Source organism: Acinetobacter sp. AC1-2 (assembly GCF_016124155.1).
Taxonomy (GTDB): domain Bacteria; phylum Pseudomonadota; class Gammaproteobacteria; order Pseudomonadales; family Moraxellaceae; genus Acinetobacter; species Acinetobacter calcoaceticus.
Genome location: NZ_JABFFO010000002.1, coordinates 64,942 through 90,133, shown reverse-complemented (window position 1 = coordinate 90,133; position 25,192 = coordinate 64,942). Strand labels below are relative to the sequence as shown.

General features: G+C 40.7%; 17 protein-coding genes. 13 read left to right on the top strand and 4 right to left on the bottom strand.

Annotated features, from left to right (window positions below; all coding sequences use genetic code 11):
* Window positions 1-21: 21 nt before the first annotated feature.
* Both HL290_RS10605 and HL290_RS10600 read right to left on the bottom strand, forming a co-directional pair.
* Complete coding sequence (locus tag HL290_RS10605) at window positions 22-3,720, bottom strand: UvrD-helicase domain-containing protein (RefSeq protein ID WP_198496453.1); 3,699 nt, start codon at window positions 3,718-3,720, stop codon at window positions 22-24.
* A 3-nt stretch (window positions 3,721-3,723) separates the two neighbouring features.
* Window positions 3,724-7,359: an exodeoxyribonuclease V subunit gamma gene (locus HL290_RS10600; protein ID WP_198496452.1), complete on the bottom strand. Its 3,636-nt coding sequence runs from the start codon at window positions 7,357-7,359 to the stop codon at window positions 3,724-3,726.
* A 169-nt stretch (window positions 7,360-7,528) separates the two neighbouring features.
* Between HL290_RS10600 and HL290_RS10595 the strand changes: the two genes are divergently transcribed.
* Window positions 7,529-8,035 carry a hypothetical protein gene (locus HL290_RS10595; RefSeq protein ID WP_151799192.1) on the top strand — a complete coding sequence of 169 codons (507 nt, stop codon included), beginning with the start codon at window positions 7,529-7,531 and terminating at the stop codon, window positions 8,033-8,035.
* 22 nt (window positions 8,036-8,057) lie between these two features.
* Here the strand turns inward: HL290_RS10595 and HL290_RS10590 are convergent, their stop codons facing one another.
* Entirely contained in the window at window positions 8,058-9,476 is a 1,419-nt protein-coding gene (locus HL290_RS10590) for a phosphate--AMP phosphotransferase (RefSeq protein ID WP_198496451.1), read from the bottom strand.
* A gap of 209 nt (window positions 9,477-9,685) precedes the next feature.
* Here HL290_RS10590 and HL290_RS10585 point away from each other — a divergent pair, with 209 nt between their 5' ends.
* The 6 genes from HL290_RS10585 (at window position 9,686) to HL290_RS10560 (ending at window position 15,652) form a co-directional block, all read left to right on the top strand.
* Complete coding sequence (locus tag HL290_RS10585) at window positions 9,686-10,393, top strand: FFLEELY motif protein (RefSeq protein WP_198496450.1); 708 nt, start codon at window positions 9,686-9,688, stop codon at window positions 10,391-10,393.
* Window positions 10,394-10,540: 147 nt separating this feature from the next.
* Window positions 10,541-11,488 carry a bifunctional demethylmenaquinone methyltransferase/2-methoxy-6-polyprenyl-1,4-benzoquinol methylase UbiE gene (gene ubiE, locus HL290_RS10580; protein ID WP_004640878.1) on the top strand — a complete coding sequence of 316 codons (948 nt, stop codon included), beginning with the start codon at window positions 10,541-10,543 and terminating at the stop codon, window positions 11,486-11,488.
* Between the two features lie 11 nt (window positions 11,489-11,499).
* Window positions 11,500-12,168, top strand: coding sequence for an SCP2 domain-containing protein (locus HL290_RS10575; protein WP_198496449.1), 669 nt, complete (start codon window positions 11,500-11,502; stop codon window positions 12,166-12,168).
* Window positions 12,169-12,180: 12 nt separating this feature from the next.
* Entirely contained in the window at window positions 12,181-13,800 is a 1,620-nt protein-coding gene (locus HL290_RS10570) for an ABC1 kinase family protein (protein WP_151743568.1), read from the top strand.
* Window positions 13,801-13,925: 125 nt separating this feature from the next.
* On the top strand, window positions 13,926-15,239 hold the full coding sequence (locus tag HL290_RS10565) for an FAD-dependent oxidoreductase (protein WP_198496448.1): 1,314 nt from the start codon (window positions 13,926-13,928) through the stop codon (window positions 15,237-15,239).
* Window positions 15,240-15,265: 26 nt separating this feature from the next.
* Window positions 15,266-15,652, top strand: a complete 387-nt coding sequence (locus tag HL290_RS10560; RefSeq protein WP_017391366.1) for a VOC family protein — start codon at window positions 15,266-15,268, stop codon at window positions 15,650-15,652.
* Window position 15,653: 1 nt separating this feature from the next.
* Here the strand turns inward: HL290_RS10560 and HL290_RS10555 are convergent, their stop codons facing one another.
* Window positions 15,654-15,920 (bottom strand): hypothetical protein, encoded by a 267-nt coding sequence (locus tag HL290_RS10555; RefSeq protein ID WP_017391367.1) that lies wholly within the window; start codon window positions 15,918-15,920, stop codon window positions 15,654-15,656.
* A gap of 234 nt (window positions 15,921-16,154) precedes the next feature.
* Between HL290_RS10555 and hisIE the strand changes: the two genes are divergently transcribed.
* The 6 genes from hisIE to HL290_RS10525 all read left to right on the top strand — a co-directional run bounded on the left by hisIE (window position 16,155) and on the right by HL290_RS10525 (window position 25,192).
* Window positions 16,155-16,922: a bifunctional phosphoribosyl-AMP cyclohydrolase/phosphoribosyl-ATP diphosphatase HisIE gene (gene hisIE / locus HL290_RS10550; RefSeq protein ID WP_198496447.1), complete on the top strand. Its 768-nt coding sequence runs from the start codon at window positions 16,155-16,157 to the stop codon at window positions 16,920-16,922.
* 9 nt (window positions 16,923-16,931) lie between these two features.
* Window positions 16,932-18,434 (top strand): UvrD-helicase domain-containing protein, encoded by a 1,503-nt coding sequence (locus tag HL290_RS10545; protein ID WP_003654600.1) that lies wholly within the window; start codon window positions 16,932-16,934, stop codon window positions 18,432-18,434.
* A 23-nt stretch (window positions 18,435-18,457) separates the two neighbouring features.
* Complete coding sequence (locus tag HL290_RS10540) at window positions 18,458-19,849, top strand: AAA family ATPase (protein ID WP_198496446.1); 1,392 nt, start codon at window positions 18,458-18,460, stop codon at window positions 19,847-19,849.
* Between the two features lie 314 nt (window positions 19,850-20,163).
* Window positions 20,164-23,016 carry a monovalent cation/H+ antiporter subunit A gene (locus HL290_RS10535; RefSeq protein ID WP_198496445.1) on the top strand — a complete coding sequence of 951 codons (2,853 nt, stop codon included), beginning with the start codon at window positions 20,164-20,166 and terminating at the stop codon, window positions 23,014-23,016.
* The gene (locus tag HL290_RS10530) at window positions 23,013-23,381 is read left to right on the top strand and encodes a Na+/H+ antiporter subunit C (RefSeq protein WP_005037171.1); all 369 of its coding nucleotides are present in this window, start codon (window positions 23,013-23,015) and stop codon (window positions 23,379-23,381) included. Before HL290_RS10535 ends, HL290_RS10530 begins: the two co-directional genes overlap by 4 nt.
* Window positions 23,381-25,192 (top strand): monovalent cation/H+ antiporter subunit D, encoded by a 1,812-nt coding sequence (locus tag HL290_RS10525; protein ID WP_132071012.1) that lies wholly within the window; start codon window positions 23,381-23,383, stop codon window positions 25,190-25,192. Before HL290_RS10530 ends, HL290_RS10525 begins: the two co-directional genes overlap by 1 nt.

The window sequence follows — 25,192 nt, the reverse complement described above, 5'->3', positions numbered from 1 at the left end:
TACCTAACTTATCAGCATTTTTCATGCGATTTTATCCTCAGCAAAATACCCCAAAATGGCATCAAGACGCAGAATAAACTCAATACTAGGTTGCCAGTAATAATACCCCTGCTCTGCTTCACCATTCATGCCACGCAAATAAAGATAAGTCGCCCCACCTAAATGTTGCTCAATTTGGTAATCCTGCATTTTGACTTGCAAATAGCGATGTAATGCCACCAAGTATAGACCTGCCTGTAGCCAGTAACTTGCTAAAGACATGCTTTGTGCAATGTTATCGCTACGATAATCAGCAAGATCCTCTCCTAAATAATTACTTTTATAATCGGCAATGTGATAGCGCTGTCCATCAAAATAAACCAAATCGATAGAACCATTGAGATAACGGGCCGAACGTGCTTCAAGTAGTTCCGGCATATTTAGGCCATATTCAGCAAAGAGTTGCTGAACACGAGTCATGGCTAAAACCCGATCCGACAATGCCAAATAAAAAGGAAACTCCGACAAATGCTGCTCTGGTTGGAGTTGGTTCAATCGGAAGCCCTGATAGAGTGGCGTTCGTAAAACATCTTGCAACCACTGTGCAACTGACTGATAAAGCAGATTCTCAGCGTCTTCTTCCTCTGGAAAGCTCTCTTTATATTTACTGATTAAATCTAGCCAGAGACTACTATAGTCATTTTTAAAACGACGACGTATTTCTATGACCCAGTCATCTGAACATTGAAAATCGATATGCTCAAAAATTTCATGCAGGAAATTACCAGCAAGCGTTCCTCGCGGAAAATTATTCTTTATCCAGTCAATCGGCTGAGCACTGATTGTTTCAACAGTGTTGACCAAGTCCAGCTCATCTTCTGCTAATACAACATCATTGCTCTGACTCGCCAATAAATCTGTGCCAACCTTATGTTTTAAATGCTGCGCCAAGTAACTGAAACTGGTTTTACCACGAGAATAAAAACGCTGTTCAGGAAACCCTTGTGCTTGTATTTTAATAATACTTGTTTGTTTGGCTAAATGAATTGCCTGTGGAATCTGCTCCAAAACCATTTCATCTGTACAGCAATGGTGCTGAAAAGGCTCATTCCTATTTTTCCAGAAAGCTAAGCCTGAAACTGATTTACCATCAGCATCTTGTAAAAGTGCATAGACGCGATGACTTGCTCGCGTAAGAGCCACATACCAAAGGCGATTCTGTTCAGCGAGCGCTCTTTCTTCGTGCTGCTTAAGTTCAACTTCATTCAAATAAGTCTTATCAGCAATCGCAACGACTCGTTGAGTTAACGTCTGGCTTGAGTCTGGCTGGATTACATCTTGGGTCGAAAAATTCAGAGTTTTGTTATTTTCTCGAAACGGCTTGTCTGCACCTAATAAGAAAACAATCTTAAATTCCAGTCCTTTTGACTGGTGAATTGTCATGAGCTGAACACCAGCTTCACTCGACAATTTACGTTCTAGCTCCCAATCACGGTCAAGAGGAGAACGCAACTGTTTGAGATACCAGTGATAAAGGTTTTGTGCCCCTGAGTATTTCTCACTGTGCTGACTCAAAATTTCAGTTAAATGACGCAAGTTCACCACAACCCGTTCATTATCTTTACTTTGAGCAGCCACCAAATTTTGCCAGATATCAAACTGGCTTAAACATTGTTGCCATGCAACTAAAAAACCCTGACTAGACCACAGCTCTCTAATACCATCAAAACCAGTCATGAACTGGCTTAAGCCTTCTGCTGTCTGCTCAAGTTGCAACAGTTGCTTCAAGTCCATGGCAAACAAACGGCTAATTAAAGCCCGCTTCACTTTTGCCTCATCGTAAGGATGAAGTATGGCTGTCAATAAAGCACCGACGTCTTGAGCAATTGTGCAATCAAAAACACTTCGTTTCGATGGACGATTAACTCGAATGCCTAAACGCTCTAACTCATATTGAACTTTATCAAGCCCATCATGATTACGAGACAATACCGCAATATCATCTTCGTTTAAGACTTGAATCTGAGAGTCTTTTTGAAAATATAAATGACCCTCATGAGAACGATTGAATAGATCTCGAATCTTCCATGCAACTTGCTGTGCTTCCGTTTCTTTGTCTTTGAGCATCAACCAGCGCAAAGGATGAGGATTATTATTGTTGTGTTCAATCAGTACAGGATGAGGCCGAGTACCTGCCCGAATCGGGTCATATTGGACCTGTTCACCAAAATCCATTTGCCGTTGAAATAACGCATCAACAACTTCAACCAGATCGCTTACCGAACGGTGGTTATGAATTAACTTATATTCGCGCCCATGTTTGGCTTGAATATCTTTATAGGCATTTAAGAAGGTGAGCATATCCCCACCACGGAAACCGTAAATTGCCTGTTTTCGGTCACCCACCATAATCATGCAGCCTTTCTGGTAACGCTGCGGATGGCGCCAAATACTGGCGAGCATGTCGTCTTGATCTTGGTTAGTGTCCTGAAACTCATCGACCAGAATTAAGGGATAGCGCGCCTGAACAAATACTGCAAAACGTTGTCCCTGCTCGCCCTTTAAAGCATCAGACAGTGTACGGATTTGCTGAGAAAAGGTCGTTTCGCCTTTATTTTGTAAAACCTGCGGTAGTCTTTTTTTAACTTCGACACACAAATAGGCCTTCAAATAAATATGAAGCTGGTCGAACTGCTCAGCATAGTTTTTCAGTACACCAAAGAGTTGCTGGATCTGCTGAACTGTAGGATGCTGATAAAACCCATCCGAAACTTCTGCGGGACATTTTTTAAAAACTTTCTGATCGGCAATTTGACCTAAAAACTTAAAAACAAGTTCACGCTGTGCTGATAGCGACCCATCAAAAACTAAAATACTGTCGCTTTGCGTTAAAACTTGCAGTAGCTGCGGTAAACATTCACTAAATAGTTTATTAAAAGCACCGTTTCGAAATACCGTACCACTCACATGCTTATAGTGTTCGCCATCGAGCTGGTAATAGTGCTCTAAAAGGCTTAAGTCAATTTCTGTCGCCAACTTTTTGAGCTGAGCAAGTTGTTCAAATTGAATTGTTGGTTTTTCAGGAAGCTTAAAATGAGCCGAACTAAAATTAAGTGAGTCTTCGACGAGTTTGACAAAACTATCAACACTCTTAAGTTCACCTGCCAGATACAAAGCATCAATCACGGTTTGAGGCTGAGACTGTATCCATTCACGTAGTACATCATGAATGAGTTGTCGGCTGTAGGTTTTTGCATCGTCGGTAATTTGAGCGCGTTCAATTTTGCCACTCTCAAAAGCAAACTCACGCAAGAGTTTTTGGCTAAAGCTATCGAGTGTCCCTACAAATAGCTCATCGAACTGATCTATAACTAATTTTAAACGCTCACACGCATAGGCAATACGCGTCGCAAAGCTTTTTAAAATGTGTTGGAGTAACAAATCAGGCTCTTGCTCAGCCTGCGTAATTAATTCGTGTTCTGTAAAACTGCGCTTCGTCTCTAAATAACGATACGTTTCGACCAAACGGGCACGAATACGGCTTTTTAACTCAGCAGCGGCAGCACGGGTAAACGTGGTCGCAATCACTTGTCGAGGCAAGTACTTTTCAAGAAAAATACGGACCATCAAGCTCGATAAAGTATAAGTTTTTCCTGTACCTGCTGAAGCTTCAATTAAGTGTAATCCACTAAAATCAATATCAATAATAGGTTGATAAGACACCTGTACTCTTGAGTTCATGTCTTACTCCGAATGTTGAAATTGAAAAACTGGATGATACAGATCATACGCAAATTCATCACAAGCATGTTGAAGCAAAGCTTGTGCATCTTGTTCTTGTAAAATAAAGCTCCAGTCTTTATGCAGCTTGCAAGCTTCATTTTGAGTCATATCCATTGTGGTAAATGACCCTGTTTCATTCCAGTATTTTAACAGCTCAGCATAGCTCTTCTCATCCAGTTTTGCTTTTTCTGCCTGATCTACTGTTTCCCACTGATATGCTTTGGCTTTTTCTAGCGGTTTTAATAATAAGGCTGCTGGCAAAACTAGTGGTTGTTGTTGTGCGTAACGCCAGATTTTAAACCACGGTTGTAAATATTGCCGAGCCTGTTCAGAACTCACTCCACTACAAATCACGGTTTGATCGCTAAAAACCACAATACGGCGTTTTTCAGCTCCTGCACTTCCCTCATTCAAATAAGCTAACCAAAGTAAGTGTTCCAACCAGACTTTCGCGCGTCTTTTTGCTCGGGCGCTTGAAGGTTCCATACTGACCCAATCCCGAGTTTCAGACTTTGGAACAGTAATATTCATATGAAGCTGTTTGGCAATTCGCCAAACTCGCTGAGTCGTTTCAGTTACCACTGGCGCGTATTGATGGAGGCGTTCAAGCAGGCACTCTTGTTCAAAAACACCTTGTTGCCATGCGCTGTATTTGACTTTACCTACAGGCAATTGATCAAGTAATACCTCAGGTTGTGCTTGTTGATCAGATTGCTGTAAAAAATGTCGAATTGCATAACGCCCTAAACCATCTAGTAACAAAGGTTCATTTTGGTCGAGCAGTCCGACACTTCCTAAGTTCTCTACTCCTAAAGTTTTCAAATATAGTCGTGCGGGGAACGTCACATCCTGTATCCACTGCTGGCTATCTAAAACCAACATGTCAGGGGCTTGCAGCGGATAGGTGGTATTCGCCCAAGGTTGACGATTTCCTGAGACTTGCTGAATTTGTGAAGCGACCTTAAACCAATGATCTTGGTAACGAACACCACTTTTTTCTACAGTAAAACCTTTCGGATCAAAAGGCTGTAAATGATGGAGGTGATAAAGCTGCTTTAATTGTGATGGAATTTCAATCCCTTCAACAACTACATTTTCAGGTACATCGTTTTCGGCTTTTACAATCAAGGCAAGGTGTTCACGGAACTCTTGAAGAATACTGGAAGGCTCTCTAACCTCGCCATCGTTCACATCAAACCCATTATAAAACAACCATAAATTTTCTTGGGCTAATAATAATGCATCTAAAAAAGCACCCTGATCATCTTCAAGACGAGAGCGGTCTCCTAACTGTTGACGCAATGCATCCATTAAATCAAATGGAACATGTGTATCACGGTTTGGGAATTGCCCTGCATCAAGATTTAACATCACTATTAAGCGATAAGGGAGCGGCCGAATGTGTCCAATTTGGGCAAAGGTAATTTGCCCTGTCGGTTCCGCTTGTGCACTTTGGCTTTCTAAAGTCCGTTGAATTTCTTCAATAATATAAGGTAGAGGCAACGTGATTTTGCGCAAAGTTCCTGTTTCTGTCTCTGCGTAATAGCTTGCGAGCGTCAACATTCGCTCTTGTTTTTTGACAATTTCCCGAACAGCTTTTAAAGCAGCAACACCCACCTGCTCAAATTCGACAATATCTTTACCCAGCACCTGAAGCCAATATTCAACCGTATAGACTTGCCCCTGTTCATGCAGGGTTAACCAATCACGGCGCTCATTCAAATCTTGATAAATCTGAATGAGTGCACCAATCAACTCAAAATCACCTGGTTGAACTTTGGCATAACTCAGCACCTGATTAAATGTTTCATGTACAGGCACAGCAATGCCTAGAGCCAATCGCTCTAAAGCAAATTTAAAACTATATCGATAATCGTCATCACCCTCACACAAACTGCGCTTGAGATGCTCTGCATCAAGTCCTCGTTTAAACCCTGCATCGGCAAGTAAATTTAAAATTCGCTCAACCTGAGCATATTCAAGTTCGTATCGTTGCTGAGTCGCATGCAAGCTTAACCAGTCAGCAAAATCATCAAAGCTAAAACGCCCTTGCATGAGCTGAATACGCCCAATCACGGCACGCCAAGCATTTAATGCATCGAGTGAGGCAACACCTGCAATTTTCACTGGTAAATGCACCCCCTGCTCAGTGGCAGTTGCATGAAATACACTCCGAATTAAAGGCTCTATATCGGTCAAATTGGGAACTAAAACCAAAATATCATTTGGACGACGCGGCTGCTCATGTGCTTTGGCCAACCAACCAATCAATTGCTCTTTTAGTACTTCAAGCTGACGTAAAGTAGAATGGCAAACGTGAATCTGAATAGAGTCATCGTCTGGGGCAAGATCATATTGCTTAGCTTGGGGTTCCACCAAATGCAAAATATCGGACTGAACTTTACCGAGTAAACTTTCAGGGAAATCATCCACAAAAGCATCAACCCATTTACCCTCTTCACCCGTAGATAAATTTGATAATAGCGAAAAGTGATCGCGGGCTTGTTTACCCAATCTTGTTAAAAGTGGATGTCTGGACTCACGTGCTTCAGCATTAAAGTTGAGTGTAAATTTATTAAAGAAATCGCTAATTTCAGCATCCGTTGCCTTAGGGTTTTTCGCAATAAAGCGCTCTTTCACCCCTAAGTCATAACGCTGTTTCCACAGTGGATCGACGCTATCTGCCCAATATTCTTGCGAAGGGTTATAGTGCAAAATTAGCACATCAATATATTGCCCTAAACGGCGCAAGAACTGTAACTGACTTGGCGGTAAATCCAATAATGTAAAGATCACCACCTGATGAGGTAATCTTGAAATAGCCCATTTACTGCGATCTGGATGTTCGATCTCTTGCCAAAACAACGCATCAATTTGCTGCATCTGTAAAAAGTCATCATGAAAATGTTGCTGCCACAACCAGCGCTGCCAACGTTCTAACTCTTGAGTTTGATGCAATGCAAAAGCAGTAACCTCTTCGTCTTTTTGCACAATATATTTTTCAATATCGAGCGCTCGCCCTTGCCCCCAAGCAGCCAACCAGTTCTCTGGACACGTACAACTATTTTCACAACCACGCTGACACTGTCCACGATAAATCATGTAGTTACTAAATAGATCGGCAACCTGCTCAGCGACCCAATACAGCATTTTTTGTTTTTTAAGTTGTTTATCTATGCCTTGCTCAAGCCGGTCTGCGCTGTCATAAATGCGCTGAACAATAGAATGGAGAGGATGTGAGGTATCTATGCTAATTGCATCAGGTTGTATAAATTCATACAAAGCCTGATGAACCCGCCATTTAAAAATTAAACGTGGAATGTTCGCTTTACGGACCTGTTCTTTATGGGTAGTTAAAACTTGCTGGTAGGCATACCACTGGAAACCTCGTACCCGTTGATGAAACTGGTAATTGGCACTCATGCCTTGCTGTTCTGCAAGTTTCTGTATTAGCCACTGCTCAACCGCAGGACTTGGAACAACAAAATGCTGTGTTTTCAAAACCTGTAAAGGATGCGTTGAAGTTTGCGATGTAGACGCTAATACACCTTGCAACAACACATCAATACGTTGGCTTTGAATAACATGAATCCCCATTTATTTCATATCCTGCTTGCATAATTTATGCACAAAATCATAAACATTCATTACTATACAACTGAATCTGACTATGTCACGTTGGTTTAAACACAGCATAATTTAACTTTAGGTGTCACTTACACTTGGTTTGAATGACGCCATCAAGAAACTTACACAGGTAGACATTATGAAAATTGATAACATTCCTGACTATATTGATCCTAGCCTAAATCTGGAACAAATTCGCGATGAGTGTCATGACCTCATCAAGAAAAGAGCTTACGTCTCAGCAGGAGCGGCAATTGTACCCATTCCTTTTTTAGACGTGGTGATAGATTTGGGAATTTTGTCGTACCTTATTCCAGATATCAATTCCCGTTTTGGCTTAGCACATGAGCACGTTAGTGTTTACGACCCAAAAACTAAAACTATTCATTGGGATGAATTACGTAAACGCGGTTTTGAATTTTCAGGTTTTGTAGTGGCACGTACTACTGTTAAAAAAACATTTAATGGTTTTTTGGGCAAAATCGTAACGAAACAGGTGACTAAATTTATACCGCTAGGCGGACAAATTGTAGCAGCAAGTTTAGGCTATTTCATGATGAAAAAAATAGCAGAAACTCACCTGAATGACAGTTACAATCTTGCAAAACGTATTCAGCAAAAAAGCCGTACCACTATTGTAAATTAGTAGATACCTTATGGCTGAGAGCTTAATCTGCTCTCAGCTGTTTTAAAACTGCCTTTAATACTTCTAGACGTGCAGTATATTTATCATCCGTTGCAACAATATACCAAGGTGCGTATTCAGTACTGGTTCGCTCAAACATATCTGCTGCCGCTTTTAAATAATCGTCCCACTTATCACGATTACGCCAATCTTCTGCGGTAATTTTAAAGCGTTTATGCGGTGTCTCTTCTCTGGCTTTAAAACGCTGTTCCTGCTCATCTTTGCTAATCGCTAGCCAAATTTTTACTACAATCGTTTGACTATCAAATAAATCTTTTTCAAAACGATTAATTTCGTCATAAGCACGCTGCCACTCTAAAGGTGAAGCAAAACCTTCGACACGTTCAACGAGTACCCGCCCATACCACGTCCGATCAAAGATCGTGATTTTTTCAGCCTCATTAATACGGTTCCAAAAACGCCATAAATAAGGATGTCGTGCCTCGTACCGTTCAGGTGCTCCAATACAATGAATATCATATTCACGCGGATCTAGGTTTTTAACAATTCGCTTAATTGCACCACCTTTACCAGCGGCATCCATCCCCTCAAAAGCAATCACGACATTGCGTTTATCAAAACGCATTGCATCAGCAATTTTTTTGCTGAGTTTATCGAGCTCTTTTTTATATTCAGCTTTTTCAAGTTGCTCATTAGAAGGTTTCAATAAACTCTCTGGAATTTTAGCTTGTTGCCATTTTCCTTTAACTTCAGTTTCATGGTCAGGAAGTTGACGCATGTGTTGTAAAAGGTATTGAGCAAAAAACTGATCGCGTTGTGTTTCATCTTCGCCATCAATAATGTACCAATCGTCGGTAAAACGGCGGCGTAACTTTTGCAAGGTGTCATATTGTTTTTTATTACGCCAGTCTAGACCATGAAGTTTATGCCAGTGTTGCTCTGACGGATCAATTTTGTCTAAACGTTTTTGCAATGATTTCCATGAAAGGTCGAACCAGACTTTGACTACATCGACATAATTATTTTTCAAATCTTGTTCAAACGCCCGCATACTTTCAACGTAAGCATCAAATCGCGCCTCATCTAAAGGTTCAGACACATGCGTTGCCGTAACAAGTAAATCGCTATACCAATTGCCAAACATCACCACTATTTGACCTTCGGTAGGAATAAACTCCGAATAAGATTGCCAAAATGCTTCTGTATCTGTCAGCACACGTGGTGCATCTGCTTTTACTCGTAAATATCTAGGATCTAACCACTCGCGAAGCTGCTTAACCGCCTCACCTTTTCCAGCCAGTTCAATACCACTCATTAAAATGAGTGTACTTTTAGCATTGGGCTTTCCGCGACTTTCTTTTAGGGCATATTGTGCTTCAATCAAATCGACCGAAAGCTGTTCTTCATCTCGAATTTCAAATTTTGGTTGTTGTTCACTCATAGTCCACGACTCTAATGATTTATTGTTTAATTTCGTTGATATTTAACTTATGCGGTTAAATGATGAATTGCTATACAAATTATGTCATTGCGGCCAAATTCCATCTAAAAATTGACGCATGAATCATTTTTTTTACATCTTCTCGCCATAGTACAAGGTTACAATGCCTCTTATGATTTTTTGTAAATAGCCCAATATTAGAGTCTTACATGTCTAAACTCGCTGCTTTTGATGAACTTTTACAACAATATAAAACATTTAATTATCACGACAATCCGATGCTTGCCCAACGTTTGCAAGATGTACAAACATGGCTAAAAGAACGGATGAAAGATACACATCATGAATTTTTCAACTTGCCTGAACATAAACTCATGGCACAGTATTTTTTAAATCGTTTATATGGTGGTCCAGAGTTTGATGCCCTTGCAGCACAAATTGAACGTCTATTGAAATATGCACATAAAGCCGAAAAAGTATTGCCTGAGAATGCGATTAAAACTGGAACTAAATCGGTAAGTTTAGCTGTGCTTGCCACTCAGCTTGATGAACAAGTGGCGATACAGCTTCTTGAGGATTATCCAGCTGACACGGTATTAACTGATGAAATCATGCGCTTAACCCTAACCAAACTTGATCAGGCAGAAGCTCGTTATCAACAACTTGCTCTTCTTGATGATTTAGGTACAGCACTCGATAAATATATGCGCTCATTTATGATGTTTACGGCTTTTAAAATGTGTAAAGGCATTGCCCAAAAATATCACTTCGAGTTGATGTATGATTTTATCCAAGATGGTTTTACTGCAATGAAACCGTTAAAATCAGCCGAGACCTTTATCAAGACTTTTACGGAAAAAGAACGCCAGATTATTGAAAATGTACATTCAGGGCATCCGAATCCGTTTAGAGTGTGATAAGGTCGGCACAGAGAAAAAATCAACCTTACGAAGTTGAGATTTTATTCATTATATTTGCATGATGATGCCTGTAAAAATAGACAAAATCTGTCATCATGCAGAACTTATTCCGTTTCACTTGAGTTTGAGTCTAGGAGAGACAATATGTCTAACGAAAACCAAAAGCCAACATCTCCAACTGAGCAGGCACAAAGTTCAGACAAAGTTAGCCCTTTCCTAAGCTCACCTTTACCGCAAGGTACCCCTCAAGGGCAACAACAAACTTTACAACAAACCTTAACTGATACACCGGTTAACGGTTCTGTACCGAAATACAATTTACCACGTGGTGCTGGCAATACTGGCAACGTGGGAGAAACCACACACTTTGGTTTCTCGACTGTTAAAACTGAAGATAAAGCTCAAAAAGTTGCAGAAGTTTTCCATTCGGTTGCAAGCAAATATGACTTGATGAATGACTTGATGTCATTTGGTATTCACCGCCTTTGGAAACGCTTTGCAATTAACATGTCAGGTGTACGCCGTGGTCAACATGTGTTGGACATTGCTGGTGGTACAGGTGATTTAGCGAAAGTATTCAGCCGCGAAGTTGGTCCTCAAGGCCATGTCGTTCTTTCAGATATCAATGAGTCAATGCTCAACGTAGGCCGTGACCGTTTGATTGATGCAGGCTGTACCAATGTCGACTTCGTACTTGCCAATGCAGAAACTTTAGAGCCTTTTGCAGATAACAGCTTTGATCTACTCACCATTAGTTTTGGCTTACGTAACGTGACTGATAAAGATGCAGCACTTGCTTCTATGTTCCGTGTATTGAAACCAGGCGGTCGTTTGCTTATTCTTGAATTTTCTAAGCCTGTATTTGAGCCATTCTCAAAACTTTATGACCTCTACTCATTCACTGCTTTACCAATTATGGGTAAATTAGTTGCCAATGATTCAGAAAGTTATAAGTATTTGGCTGAATCAATTCGTATGCATCCAGACCAACGCACCTTAAAAGGTATGATGGAAAATGCTGGCTTCCAGAACTGTGACTATCACAACCTTACTGCTGGTATCGTTGCCGTTCACCGTGGCTTCAAACTGTAAGGGTTAACGATATGTGGTCGATTCTGGCACTCGGTGCAGTCGAACGTATCATTCATCATCTGATCGATCTGGATGCGGTTACTCGCATTCAGCTTAATCAGTTACAGGGCAAAATGTTGCGTGTCGTAATCGACAGTCCGCAACTTTCTGTCGATGTATTCTTTGACCAAGAAAAAGTACGTCTTGAACCTACCGCAACAGGGCATAGTGAAAAGCCTTCTATTTTTGAACAACGCCCTTTTGATGAGCAATTCAAAATTTCTGAAGCTACAGCAACTTTGCATGTTAAAGATGTCATTGAGCTGATCAAACTATTGGTCAGCGATCCAGATCAGATTGGCAATATCCCATTGCAAGGTGATTATCACCTGTTACAGGATATTCAAAAAATCATGCAACAAGCTGAACCAGATTTAGCTGCGCACTTATCAAGATGGGTTGGTCCTCAACTTGCCCACGAAATTGGCAAGATTCAGCTTGCACCAAAACATTTAAAACGCTCTCTTCAAAGTCATCTGTTTTTTGCTGAAGATGCCTTAAAAGAAGATAGCGGTCTATTTGCCCCTCGCTGGGAAATGGACGATTTAAGCCAAGCAACGCGCAAGCTTAATCAAGACATTGACCGTCTAGAAGCAAGATTGCAGCAACTCAACGCACAACTACAACCCTCTCAAGACTAGGTAAGACTGTATATGATTCCGCACGTTTCACGTTTACTCGAACTTTGGCGTATTGCAGCGCACTATAGACTCGATACGTTGTTCCCTGCGGATGAATTACCAGTTAAAGCTCAACGTGCATTAAGTGTTATTAAAATGCACCCAGCCGCATGGTCTAGTCGTGAACGTAAAAATCCTTTAAAGCTCAAAGAAGCTTTGGAAGAGATGGGGCCGCTTGCAATTAAGCTTGGGCAATTACTGTCAACCCGACGTGATTTGATTCCACCTGAAATACTCGCTCAATTGGTCTTACTTCAAGATCAGGTAAAACCTTTTGATAGCAATGTTGCCAAACAACGTATTCAAGATTCGTTAAAAGCTGACGTAAATACCTTGTTTGCTCGCTTTGATGATCAGCCATTAGCTGCTGCGTCAATTGCGCAAGTTCATACTGCTGCTTTGCATGATGGTCGTGAAGTCGTTATTAAAGTGACTCGTCCTGACATTCGCAACCAAATTTTGCAAGACTTTGAAATTTTGGCGTGGTTAGGCAACACACTAGAAAGCCGCCTTGAAGCTGCGCGTGCGTTGCATTTAAGCGAAATTATTCAAGACTATCGCCAGATTATCTTAAATGAGCTGGACTTGAGTATTGAGGCAGATAACACCCGTCGTATGCGCCATTATTTTACTGGCTCAACCATGATGTATGTGCCTGAAGTCTACATGGACACCAAAGATGTCATGGTGGCAGAGCGTATTACAGGTGTTCCTATTTCAGATACGGCGACTTTTGACCGTCTAGGCATGGACCGCGCACAACTTGCAGAAAAAGGATTAACCATTTTCTTCACGCAAGTATTCCGCGATAACTTTTTCCATGCCGATATGCACCCCGGCAATGTCTTTGTAGAAACAATTAACCCAAGCAATCCACGCTTTATTGCGTTGGACTGTGCAATTATGGGCGAGTTATCTAAGCATGACCAGATGACGATTGCCCGCATGTTGCTTGCTGTAATGAACAGCAACTTTATGCAGCTCATTCAAATTGTGCACCAAGCTGGCTGGATTCCACCGGGTACAGACCAAGATGCGCTATCGCGTGAAATGCGTCGCACCGTTGGACCAATGGTGTCTAAACCGATGGATCAACTTGATTTTGCTGGCATCTTAATTCAAGTGATGGATATTGCCCGTCGCTTCCATTTAGAGATTCCACCGCAACTCATGTTGTTGCTAAAGACTTTAGTGCATGTTGAAGGCCTAGGGACCGATCTTTATCCGCAGCTCGACATCTGGAAATTGGCAAAACCAATTTTGACTGAATGGGTCAAAGCGAACATGAACCCAGTCAAAAATATAAAAGAGTTAGGACAACAACTACCTGACCTGCTTTTAGGTGCTCAAGATTTCCCAAGCTTAATTGTTGATAGTTTAAATGGTTTAAAAAATCAGTCTGCTTGGCAAGACCGTCAGTTACGCGAAATGCAGCAACTTCGTTTGCAAATGGAACATCAACAACGCCGCAGTTGGATGTTCGGCAGTACTATGCTGATTTTACTAACCATCGCGATTATTAGCCCTTGGTTTGTTTCGGTTATTTTGATTGTGCTGAGTAGCTTATTAGCACTTTGGCGTATATTGAAATAAATTCTAAATCCCTTGCAATCGCAAGGGATTTTTCTATGACAATAATTTAATTTTAAAAAATTTTTCTAGATCAGTGATAAGTTCATTGTTAAATTGAACCTATAAATACTTCAAAAGAATAAACAATGAAAACACCTCATTTTGCCATTATCGGTGCTGGTACAGCAGGTTTAGCAACTGCGATTTTGCTCGCTCGCGAAGGCAATAATGTGACTATTTTTGAACAAGTTGATGAATTATCTCCGGTAGGTGCAGGTCTTTTACTACAACCTGCAGGGTTAGCCGTATTTGAGCATCTTGGTGTACTTGATGAAGCCTTAACACTAGGTGCAAAAGTCACAGGTTTAGAAGGGCAACTTCCTGATAAACGCCTTTTAGTAAATAGTCACTATCATGAAGCGTCAACAAATCTTTATGGTTTAGGTATTCACCGTTCTACTTTATGTCACGTTCTTACTCAAAAACTTTCTCAATATTCAAGTCACATTACTTGGCGTATGAGCCACACAATTGAAAGAATTGAAGAACACCCTAATGAAACTCGGGTCTTTGGCTTTAATCACAACCAAAAGTTTGATGATTGCTTTGATGCGGTCTTAATTGCCAATGGCGCTCGTAGTCAATTGCGACCAAAAGCATGGGTAAAAGTCGATCAAGCTTATCCATGGGGTGCTGCTTGGAGTATCGTGCCTGAATGTTTAGCACTGAATCCCCAAATTCTGCATCAATTTTATGATCACTCCAAAATCATGATGGGGATTTTACCTACAGGGGCAATCCCTTCTGCACCCGAGCAACGACTTGCGAGTGTATTTTGGAGCCTACCTACTGCACAATTACCTACATTTTTGAAAGATGAGCAGTCTAAACAGACTTGGTTAAACCAAGTTTCAGAGCGCTGGCCTGATGTAGCAGAATGGTTAAAACAGATTTTGTACAACAATCAAATTCAACCTAAATGGCTATCTGCCCAATACCGTGATGTGGTGATGACTCAATTTGGGCAAGGCCGAATTGGTGTTATTGGTGATGCTGCTCATGCTATGAGCCCTCAACTGGGACAAGGCGCAAATATGGCTTTATTGGATGCTTGGGCTTTTTCTCAATCATTGCAACTTGCCCAAAAGAACCAAAATATTGACTGGTCACTCCTCTGGCAGCACTATCATCAACATCGCCGCTCTTCCACCCAGTTTTATCAATTCCTCAGTCGCTTATTAACACCACTCTATCAATCTGACCATTGGTGGGCGGGAGGTTTAAGAGATCTCGTGTTCCCTTGGATGTATCAGATCCCTTATTTTCGAAAAGAAATGGCAATCACAGTTTCTGGCTTAAAAGCAGGTCCATTTCAACAACTTGATTATCAGAAAATTGCTCAATATTGCGAAAAAGAAAATGCACTTAATTCAAAAAGTGAATCTCTTCCCGACTATTAACCTCACAAAAGAATAGCGAGTTATATATGAAAATCAGCCACCTTGATCATCTCGTTTTAACCGTTGCAGATATTGAAAACACCTGTAATTTCTATCAAACAGTATTGGGGTTTGAGGTCATTACGTTTAAAGGTGACAGAAAAGCTTTAAAGTTTGGGCATCAAAAAATTAATTTGCATCAACTAGGCAATGAATTTGAACCCAAGGCATTGCATCCAACTTCTGGATCTGCCGATCTGTGTTTTATTTCAGAGACACCAATTTCAGAAGTGGTTACACACCTTAATCAGTTAAATATTCAAATTGAAGAAGGCCCCGTCGAACGTACCGGTGCAATGCACCCTATTCTTTCAGTTTATATTCGCGACCCAGATCAAAATTTGATTGAGATTTCGAATAACTTAAACTTATAAGTTATTTAAAATTTACAGGGATATTTTGTAATTGTTTTTCAATATCCCAATTCTTAGGTTTCTTTTTTAATTCCCACCAATTAGCACCTGTCTCCAACCATTTCTTGCGGTACGCTTTTACAGATTCTTTAGTATAATCCTCATATCCAAATTCAACACCACAACAACCACAAATCTCAAAGTTTGGATTTTCCCCACTTTCACCCCATGGTTCTTCACATTGTATAAGCCCACATACTCGACAAGCAAAATTTTCTATTTTATCCAAAATTTATTTTCCTAAGTTATTTAATGAACGCAGGTAATTTTTCAATCTATTTTATTATAGAGATTAATTTTTAGCTGAAAAAGCGATTTAAAAAGTCTTATTCTATAAAAAAATATTATTTAATAACGCCCATCTTATGGAAAAATCATATAACTGATTTTTTATACAACAAGCATAGCCAACCCTAAGCACAAGCGCTACACTAGCTGCTTTCCACTCAATGGATTTCCACTCATGTCAAACTGGTTAGATGAAGTTAAATTTGATTCCAATGGTCTTATCCCTACCATTGCTCAACATCATCAAACCGGACGCATTTTGATGGTTGCGTGGATGAACCGTGAAGCACTCGCTCTAACAGCGGAAAAAAATCAGGCTGTTTACTTCTCTCGCTCTCGCCAAAAACTCTGGCACAAGGGTGAAGAATCAGGCCATTTCCAAACAGTTTATGAAATTCGTCTGGACTGCGATGCCGATGTCATTGTGTTACAAATTGAACAGCACGGCGGTATTGCATGTCATACAGGTCGTGAGTCTTGTTTCTACAGTAAACTTACCCCACAAGGTTGGGAAATTGTCGATGCACAGTTAAAAGACCCTACTGCAATTTACGGTGAAAATGCTAAAACAGAAGCTCACGATCACGCCCACACCACTGAACAAGTTGATGTACTTGCTCATTTAGGTCAATTGATGCAAGAGCGGAAGCAAGCGGAAGCAGATACCTCTTATGTTGCCAGCCTCTATAAAAAAGGCATCAATAAAATTTTAGAAAAAGTCGGCGAAGAAAGTGTAGAAACCATTATTGCTGCTAAAGATTTTGCAGTTCAAGATTCAGAAGCTCACTTAAACGATCTCGTTTATGAAACAGCTGATTTGTGGTTCCATACTATTGTCATGTTGGGTTATTTCGATCTTAATCCACAACTTATTATTGACGAATTAGCTCGTCGTCAGGGTTTATCTGGTTTAGTTGAAAAAGCTAACCGCAACAAGGTATAAAATCACTCAGTGTCGAATATTGAAAAACCTAAAGCTACCTATGAGCAAGCAATTGCCATAGACAACGCACGTCTTGGGCAATCATTTAAAGTGATTGCCTATGCAGGTACAGGTAAAACCACTACTTTACAAATGATTAGCGATGCCATGCCTGAGCGGCGCGGTATGTATTTGGCTTTTAACAAAGCGATTGCTGGTGAAGCCCAAAGCAAATTTCATCGCAATGTCGACTGCCGTACTTTTCACTCACTTGCCTTTCGTAGTGTGCCCCGTGGTGTAACTGACAAATTACGTCTACCGCGCTTAAGTCCAAGTTTTATTGCTAAAGAATATCGACTAGAGCCGATTACTTTACGACGCATGATGGGTGGGCGTTACGAGAAATATGTCTTAATGCCAAGCCGACTAGCAAGTCTTGTCGCCAATGCGGTGGGTTACTTCTGTTCAACGAGTTCTCAATACCCGGCACCTCGCCATATTCAAGCACCGAATTGGTTACATCCAGACGATATTATCGAATTACAAAAGCATCTTTATCCTGCTGTGGAACGTCGTTGGCTAGAGTCGATTGACCCGAATCATCAAGCCGGAATTGGCCATGATATTTACCTTAAACTTTGGGCATTATCTGAACCGAACATTCCTAGTGATTATGTGTTATTTGATGAAGCACAAGATGCCGACCCTTTAATGCTGGGTATTTTGCTTCGACAAAAAAATACGCAGGTCATTTATGTAGGCGATGCTCATCAGCAAATTTATGCATGGCGTGGTGCGATTAATGCTATGCAGCAATTACCATTACCTGAATCTCGCCTAACCACGTCTTTTCGTTTTGGTGAAACGATTGCTGACGTTGCCAATGCTTTACTGGGCGGCTTAAATGAGACTGTTCCTCTACTTGGCAATCCGAACCAGAAATCAAGTGTAGTTAATAAACCTCACACTAAAATGCGTGACGCAATTTTATGTCGCACTAATGCCCGTGCAATGGAACTTTTGTTGGCAGGTTTAGTTCATGGCGATAAAGTGAGTTTGCAAGCAGACCATCAAAAACTAAACCGTTTTGTAGATGCTGCAAGCCTCTTGAAACAAGGCAAACGTGTCACTGATGTTCCTGAGTTAGCATGGTTCAATTCATGGCATGATGTTCATGAATACTGTGAAACCAATGAAGGTAGTGACATTAAACCTTTGGTTAAATTGGTTGATGATCACGGGACTGACCCATTAAAGAAAGCACTTGCAAAGATTACACCCATTGAGCAAGCTGATTATGTCATCTCTACAGCCCACAAAGCTAAAGGGTTAGAATGGAACCGTGTTCATATTGAAGATGACTATCAATTTAAAATTAATGGCTTAGAACACAAGATTACAGATGAGGAGTTAAGATTACTTTACGTTGCCTGTACTCGTGCTAAAGTAAGTTTAAATATCCATCATCTTTATGATCTGATACAACAATTAAAACTAAGGGCGCCTTTAAGTCTTCGTCAATCGGTTGGTTGAAGCGCTCATACTTAGGTGAGCCTATGAAACTTGAATCGATCCAATTTAAACATATTGCTTTATTTCACGATCTTAAAATACAGTTTCAATATGAAAAACAGCCTATTACCTTAATTTTAGGTGAACAAGCAACTGGTAAAAGTATGTTACTCAAACATACTTACCATGCTTTAACTTGGTTCCCTGCCCGTCTTAAAGATTTACGTAGCCCTGGTATTGTCATGCCTGATCAAGACATTACTCAGTCGCGCCTACAATCAAGAATCGAAGTGACCATTCAAGTTCCAGCAGAAATTGGCCATTTACCTGAAAGTACCTCTGCCCAACAGGTGGATTCTTCACTATGTAGCTGGAAACTTTTTAAAACTCTAAATTCAAGTGGCATTGGGATAAGCCAAGTTGAAACGCAGCAACTTGATCAAACTATGGCCCTTTATCAGCAAGTCACAAAAAAAGATCCACTAGAAGGACTGCCCTTAGTCGCTTACTACCCAGCCGAGCGATTTGTAAATGATATTAATCTGCTGAATAAAAATTTACCTGGCATTACCCAATCCATTTCAGCCTATGACATTAGCCCACTGCCATTTACAACGTTTACCCGTTTTTTTGAATGGCTACGCGAAATTAGCGATATCGAAAATGCCCAAGCTGCACATCTCGTACAACGTATTATTTCCAAACAATCAGATCAGCAAGATCAAACAGAACTATTAAATGAGCTTCAAAAAGAGTTATCAGGGCAGCCTAAACAGCTCACCTCCCCGAATCTTTATGCACTGAAAAATGCATTAAATATTGTTCTGCCTGAACTTAAAGACCTATATTTGCAATATCAACCTCGGCTCCAGCTCATGGTTGACTATGAAGGTCAAACCCTACCGTTTCAGCAGCTTTCCAACACCACAAAAACTTGGATTGCGTTGCTAGGTGATGTAGCCCGTAGACTCTGTTTACTTAATCCCTTAAGTTTAAATCCTTGCCTCGAAGGTGAAGGGATTTTATTAATAGATCAGATTGATGCACAGCTCGACTCCACACATTGCACAGAAATCTTGAATCGGCTTCATCAGGCATTCCCGCGCTTACAAATTATTGCAACAGGAAGTCGTGAGGAATTACTTGAACATGCTTCCAACTATCAATGTTTAAAATTAGAACACGGTAAAATTAGCCATCTTGATTTAAATACAACCAAGCAACAGCTTGAAAACATCTATACATTGCTGCAAAGAAGCGAACCATTAACACAGTCTATAGAGGCACAACCTCTTAGCTTAATTGATCCAACACCATCTCCAGCACAAATTGGTGTTTTATTTCAGCAAATCCAAAATCTAAATGAGCAACAAAAAAATGAATTATTACGCATGATTCATGCTGGAGACACACCAGAAGAAAGCCCTTCTGTTTAAATTTTATGACCCATTTACTCTATTTTTATAGTGAAATTCGGCCTCACACAATATAGAGTTTAAGCAGGATTTTTAGGCTCTAAAATCACTAGATGTTGTTACTACATGTAATAACATCAGATTTTTACTGCTTTTTTAGTGTACAATAAATTTCATTTTGCGTTTTTATTCTTCAAGTTGCGCAATACAACTTGTTTCTCGCTTTATTTTCTAATTTGGTTGGGCTTTTCAGAATACAAGCCTTGGAAATCTCTTTGAATTCCTATCTGTTCTGAAATTAAAATTTCACTTTTAGGTCTCGGCCTAAATCACATATGGATACGAGTGTGCTACCGATAATTATCTTATTACCGTTAATATTAGGCACCACCCTTGTTTCATTGCTTCAACGGTTCTCACGTGGAGTAACGGCTTTAGGGGCAATCGGAGTCAGTTTAACCAGTTTTGGTTTATTACTGGCTCAAGCAAAAACTGTGCTTGGTGGTGCAAGCATTCAACAGAGCTGGGATTGGTTACCTCAATTAGGAATTAATCTAAGCTTCAGACTCGATGCTCTTGGTTTACTATTTTCTCTACTTATTACCGGTATCGGTACACTCATTTATATATACGCCTACTACTATCTTGGCCCTAAAAATTCTTTAAGCAAACTATATGCTTTACTCATGCTGTTTATGGCAGCAATGCTGGGTATTTCGCTCTCTAATAATCTTATTATTTTATTAGTCTTTTGGGAGCTCACCAGTATTTCATCTTTTTTATTAGTGGGTTACTGGAGTCATTATGAAGCTGCTCAACGCGGCTCTCGAATGGCACTCACTATTACAGGGATGGGCGGTTTGGCGTTGTTGGGTGGATTTGTTCTATTAGGACAAATCACTGGAACCTATGAAATTAATGACATCATGGGTATGAAAGATGCCATTCAAGCCCATTCCCTATTTATTCCAATGTTATTGCTTATTTTGCTTGGTGCATTTACGAAGAGTGCTCAGTTTCCATTTCATTTTTGGTTACCCAATGCAATGGCTGCGCCCACTCCGGTGTCTGCCTACCTACACTCTGCAACCATGGTAAAAGCTGGGATCTTTCTACTTGCCCGCTTACTGCCAATTTTTGTAGGGGCTGCGATCTATCACAATATCGTGACGTTTGTCGGCCTATTTACACTTTGTATGGCCGCATGTTTTGCCATTTTCAAAGAAGACTTAAAAGGTTTACTCGCCTATTCAACAATTAGCCATTTAGGTCTTATTGTCTGTCTACTAGGTATCGGTTCGCCTTTAGCTGTTGCTGCTGCCATTTTTCATATTATTAACCATGCGACATTTAAAGCAGCCCTGTTTATGCTTGCAGGGATTATTGACCATGAAACTGGTACACGTGATCTTCGAAAACTCAGTGGTATTTGGCAATTACTTCCTTTTACAGCCACATTAACCATGATCACCGCTGCTTCTATGGCAGGGGTACCACTCACCAATGGCTTTATTTCTAAAGAGATGTTCTTTACCGAGCTATTGGCGAATCTTTCAGGTTCAACAGTTATCTTTGCCAGCATTATTGCAACTCTGGCTGGTATCTTTGCAGTAAGTTATTCAATTCGCTTAGTGCATGGCGTGTTTTTTGATGGCCCAATTGGTAAACAAGTTCCAAATAAAGATGCACATGAACCCCCGATCGGTATGCGTGCGCCCGCCATTCTTCTTGCTGTGCTATGTATCTTGGTTGGAATTTTACCTTCTTTATTGGTAGAACCACTGGTCAATAGCGTAACGAGAGCAAGCTTGATGCAACCAGAATTTGCAGGAACTCATCTTGCAATCTGGCACGGATTTAATGCTCCTCTCATCATGAGTATTATTGCTTTAGTGGGCGGCTCACTCTTCTATTTTGCTTTGGCAAAAGATGGCATGATTCGTAAAATTGACCTTGACCCACGTCTTGGCAGATTACAAGGCCGTATTTTATTTGATTTATTTTTAAAACATTTATTACTCACAAGCCGAAAAATCAAACAAAAAACTGAAAATGGCTCATTGCAAAGTTACTTGTTTTTGATCATTGCTTTTAGCATCATCATGGTAACCATGCCGCTACTTAATCAAGGGCTCACCACAGGCACACGTGAACTCACTCATGCCCCATGGATTGCCATCGTTCTCTGGCTAACCTTATTCTCGGGTTGCTGGATGATGCTATGGTTCCACCATGAACGTATTAAAGCAGTCCTCATTAGTGGTGCAATTGGTCTGGTTGTAACGATGGTATTTGTCACCATGTCAGCTCCAGATTTGGCATTGACTCAAATTACCGTGGATGTTGTAACCACTGTTCTTTTATTAATGAGTTTATCTTTACTTCCACAGCTAACGCCTTATGAATCTCTGCGCTCAAGACGTTTAAGAGATGCCGCTTTAGCCATTGTTGGAGGCTTAGGGATAGGCTGGATTACGTGGCTGATTTTAACCCGTGATCATAATTCGATTTCATGGTTCTTTGCCCAACAATCTTTACCACTCGGTGGTGGTTCAAATATTGTAAATGTCATTTTAGTTGACTTCCGTGGTTTCGATACCTTTGGTGAAATTACGGTACTAGGAATTGCGGCTATTGGTTCACTTTGCCTCATGGATGGCATGCGTGTACATGGTACAACCATGACCCAAGGTCTCACCTACCGTTTTAATCCATCTCCGCTCATGTTCCGTATTACAGCCTCTTGGGTATTGCCATTAGCGCTTGTCGTAAGTGTTTATATCTTTATGCGCGGCCATAACTATCCGGGTGGTGGCTTCATTGCAGGTCTAATCACCTCAATGGCGTTAATCATCCAATATATTGCGCTAGGTCAAGACCAAACTGAACAATTACTCAAAGCAAAATCAGGACGTCTTTACGAAGTCTGGATTGGTTCAGGTTTAACAATTGCTGGGCTTACTGGTGTAGCTGCATGGTTCTGGTTACGCCCATTCCTTACCAGCGCGCACGTGTATGTTGAATTACCAATTTTAGGAAAACTACATTTGGCTTCAGCTGCAAGTTTTGACTTAGGCGTTTATATCACCGTTGTTGGTGCAACGATGTTGCTCATCTCTGTATTGGGAGACTCTCGCCACTCAAGTATGTCTGGTCCTGTAGTACCACATCGGGAGGAATCATCATGATCAGTTTAGAATTCTTATTGGCTTCTGCTATTGGTTTACTTGTTGCCACAGGTATTTATCTGATTTTGCGTGCTCGTACTTTCCCTGTCGTGCTTGGATTAGCTGTAATTGGCTATGCTGTAAACCTATTTTTATTTGCCATGGGCCGATTACAAATCAGCTCACAAGCAATTTTAACCGAAACAACAAAAATAACCGATCCACTTCCTCAAGCGCTGGTGTTAACAGCCATTGTGATCGGTTTTGCAACCACCGCTTTTATTGTACAACTGGCGCTGCGTAGCCGTTATGAGTCAGGTAGTGATCATGTTGATGCTAAAGAAGACATCTCTCCAACATACGACCCACGCGAGGATGAGCCGTAATGTTTGATTTTTTATCTTTCTGGCAAGAACATGCGCCTATTTTTAGCATTCTCATCCCGGCATTTACTGCTTTTATTTTATTACTGCTCGGCAACCCTGGAGCAGGTGCTTTAAAAGATGACTGGCGACAACCATGGCGTCGTGGCATTAGTCTTGTTTCGGCAATTGCTGGATTAATTACCGCAATTGTATATTTGAGCTTTGCAAGCACGGGCCAGATTACCATTTACCAACTGAGTGAATGGTCAGCACCGTTTGGCATTGTACTCGTATTAGATCGACTTTCTGCTTTTATGCTGGTACTGACCTATGCACTAGTTGTCCCAGTTTTATGGTATGCAAGCGACAATTGGGATACCCGTGGTCGCTATTTTCATGCCATGGTTCATTTCTTGTTAATGGGTATCTGCGGAGCATTTTTAACAGGCGATTTATTTAACCTTTTCGTCTTTTTTGAAATCTTGTTGATGGCTTCGTATGTTTTGCTTTTACATGGACAAGGCAAGCCACGCTTTCAGCTGGGTGTTCACTACGTCATTATCAATCTGTTAGCCTCTGCCCTATTCTTAATTGGCCTTGGTATGATTTATGGTAGTGTGGGTAGCCTCAACATGGTGGATGTTTCACGTCTTATCCCCACACTCGAAGCAGATCAACATAAATTAGCCGTAGCAGGTGCGTTACTTTTATTTGTAGTGTTTGGCATTAAAGCAGCCATGCTTCCTGTAGGTTTTTGGCTACCAAAAACTTATGCTATTGCAAGTACGCCTGTAGCTGCAATTTTCACCATTATGACCAAGGTCGGTATATATTCGATTTTGCGTGTGAATGGAACTGTATTTGACGATGCGCTTAGCCAAGAAATCTTAAAAAGCTGGTTACTTCCTATTGGTTTAATTACATCACTCTATGGTGTGATTGGAGCAATTGGAGCAGATCGATTACGTCGCTTTGTCGGGTTTATGGTGCTTTCTTCAATTGGCACCTTGCTCACGGCAATTGCCATGTCGAATACACAAGCATGGTCTGGCGCATTATATTACTTAGTGCACAGTACGCTGATTGGAGCAGCTTTTTATCTATTTTGTGGATGGATAACCTCACAACGTGGAGATTTTAAAGATCACTTAAAAGTTGCTCCAAGAATCAAACAAGAAAAAGCGGCTATGCTGACTTATTTCTTGATTGCCATGATGCTCGCGGGTTTACCACCTTTTAGTGGTTTCCTTGGAAAAGTATTCATTTTACAAGCGACCGTTGAAACCAGTTATCAAGCATGGATCATTGGTGTGATACTTGTTGTTAGCCTATTAAGTATTATTGCTCTAACACGTGTTGGCTTTATCTTGTTCTGGCGAGCAACACCTCCTGAACAAGATCCAATCCATCCTGCTTATATTCTTTATCGGGCCTTACCAGAACGAGCCCCACCACGTAATGATAAAGTCATCTATGTGTTACTTGCTGGCTTAATGGCTTATGTCGTATTTGCTGCACCTATTCAGCATTACACATTAAGTACTGCTCAGCAGATTCAAGATCATGCGCTTTACCAACGCACTATTCTTAAAGTAGATCAAAACGGTGAATTTATCAGCGTGCAACCATTTGATCCCGCTTACCTACCAGAAACTAAATATGGGGGTGAAGTTGAAGATCATAATGCTTACCTCATTCCTGATATTATTTCGAAAGATACCTTCAATGGTGAACATATTTCAGAATATAAACATCGACAAATTCAGCAACAGGACAAACTACAAACGCCTACCATTGTTGATGAAAGTCAATTGAAACCTATGGAGCCATAA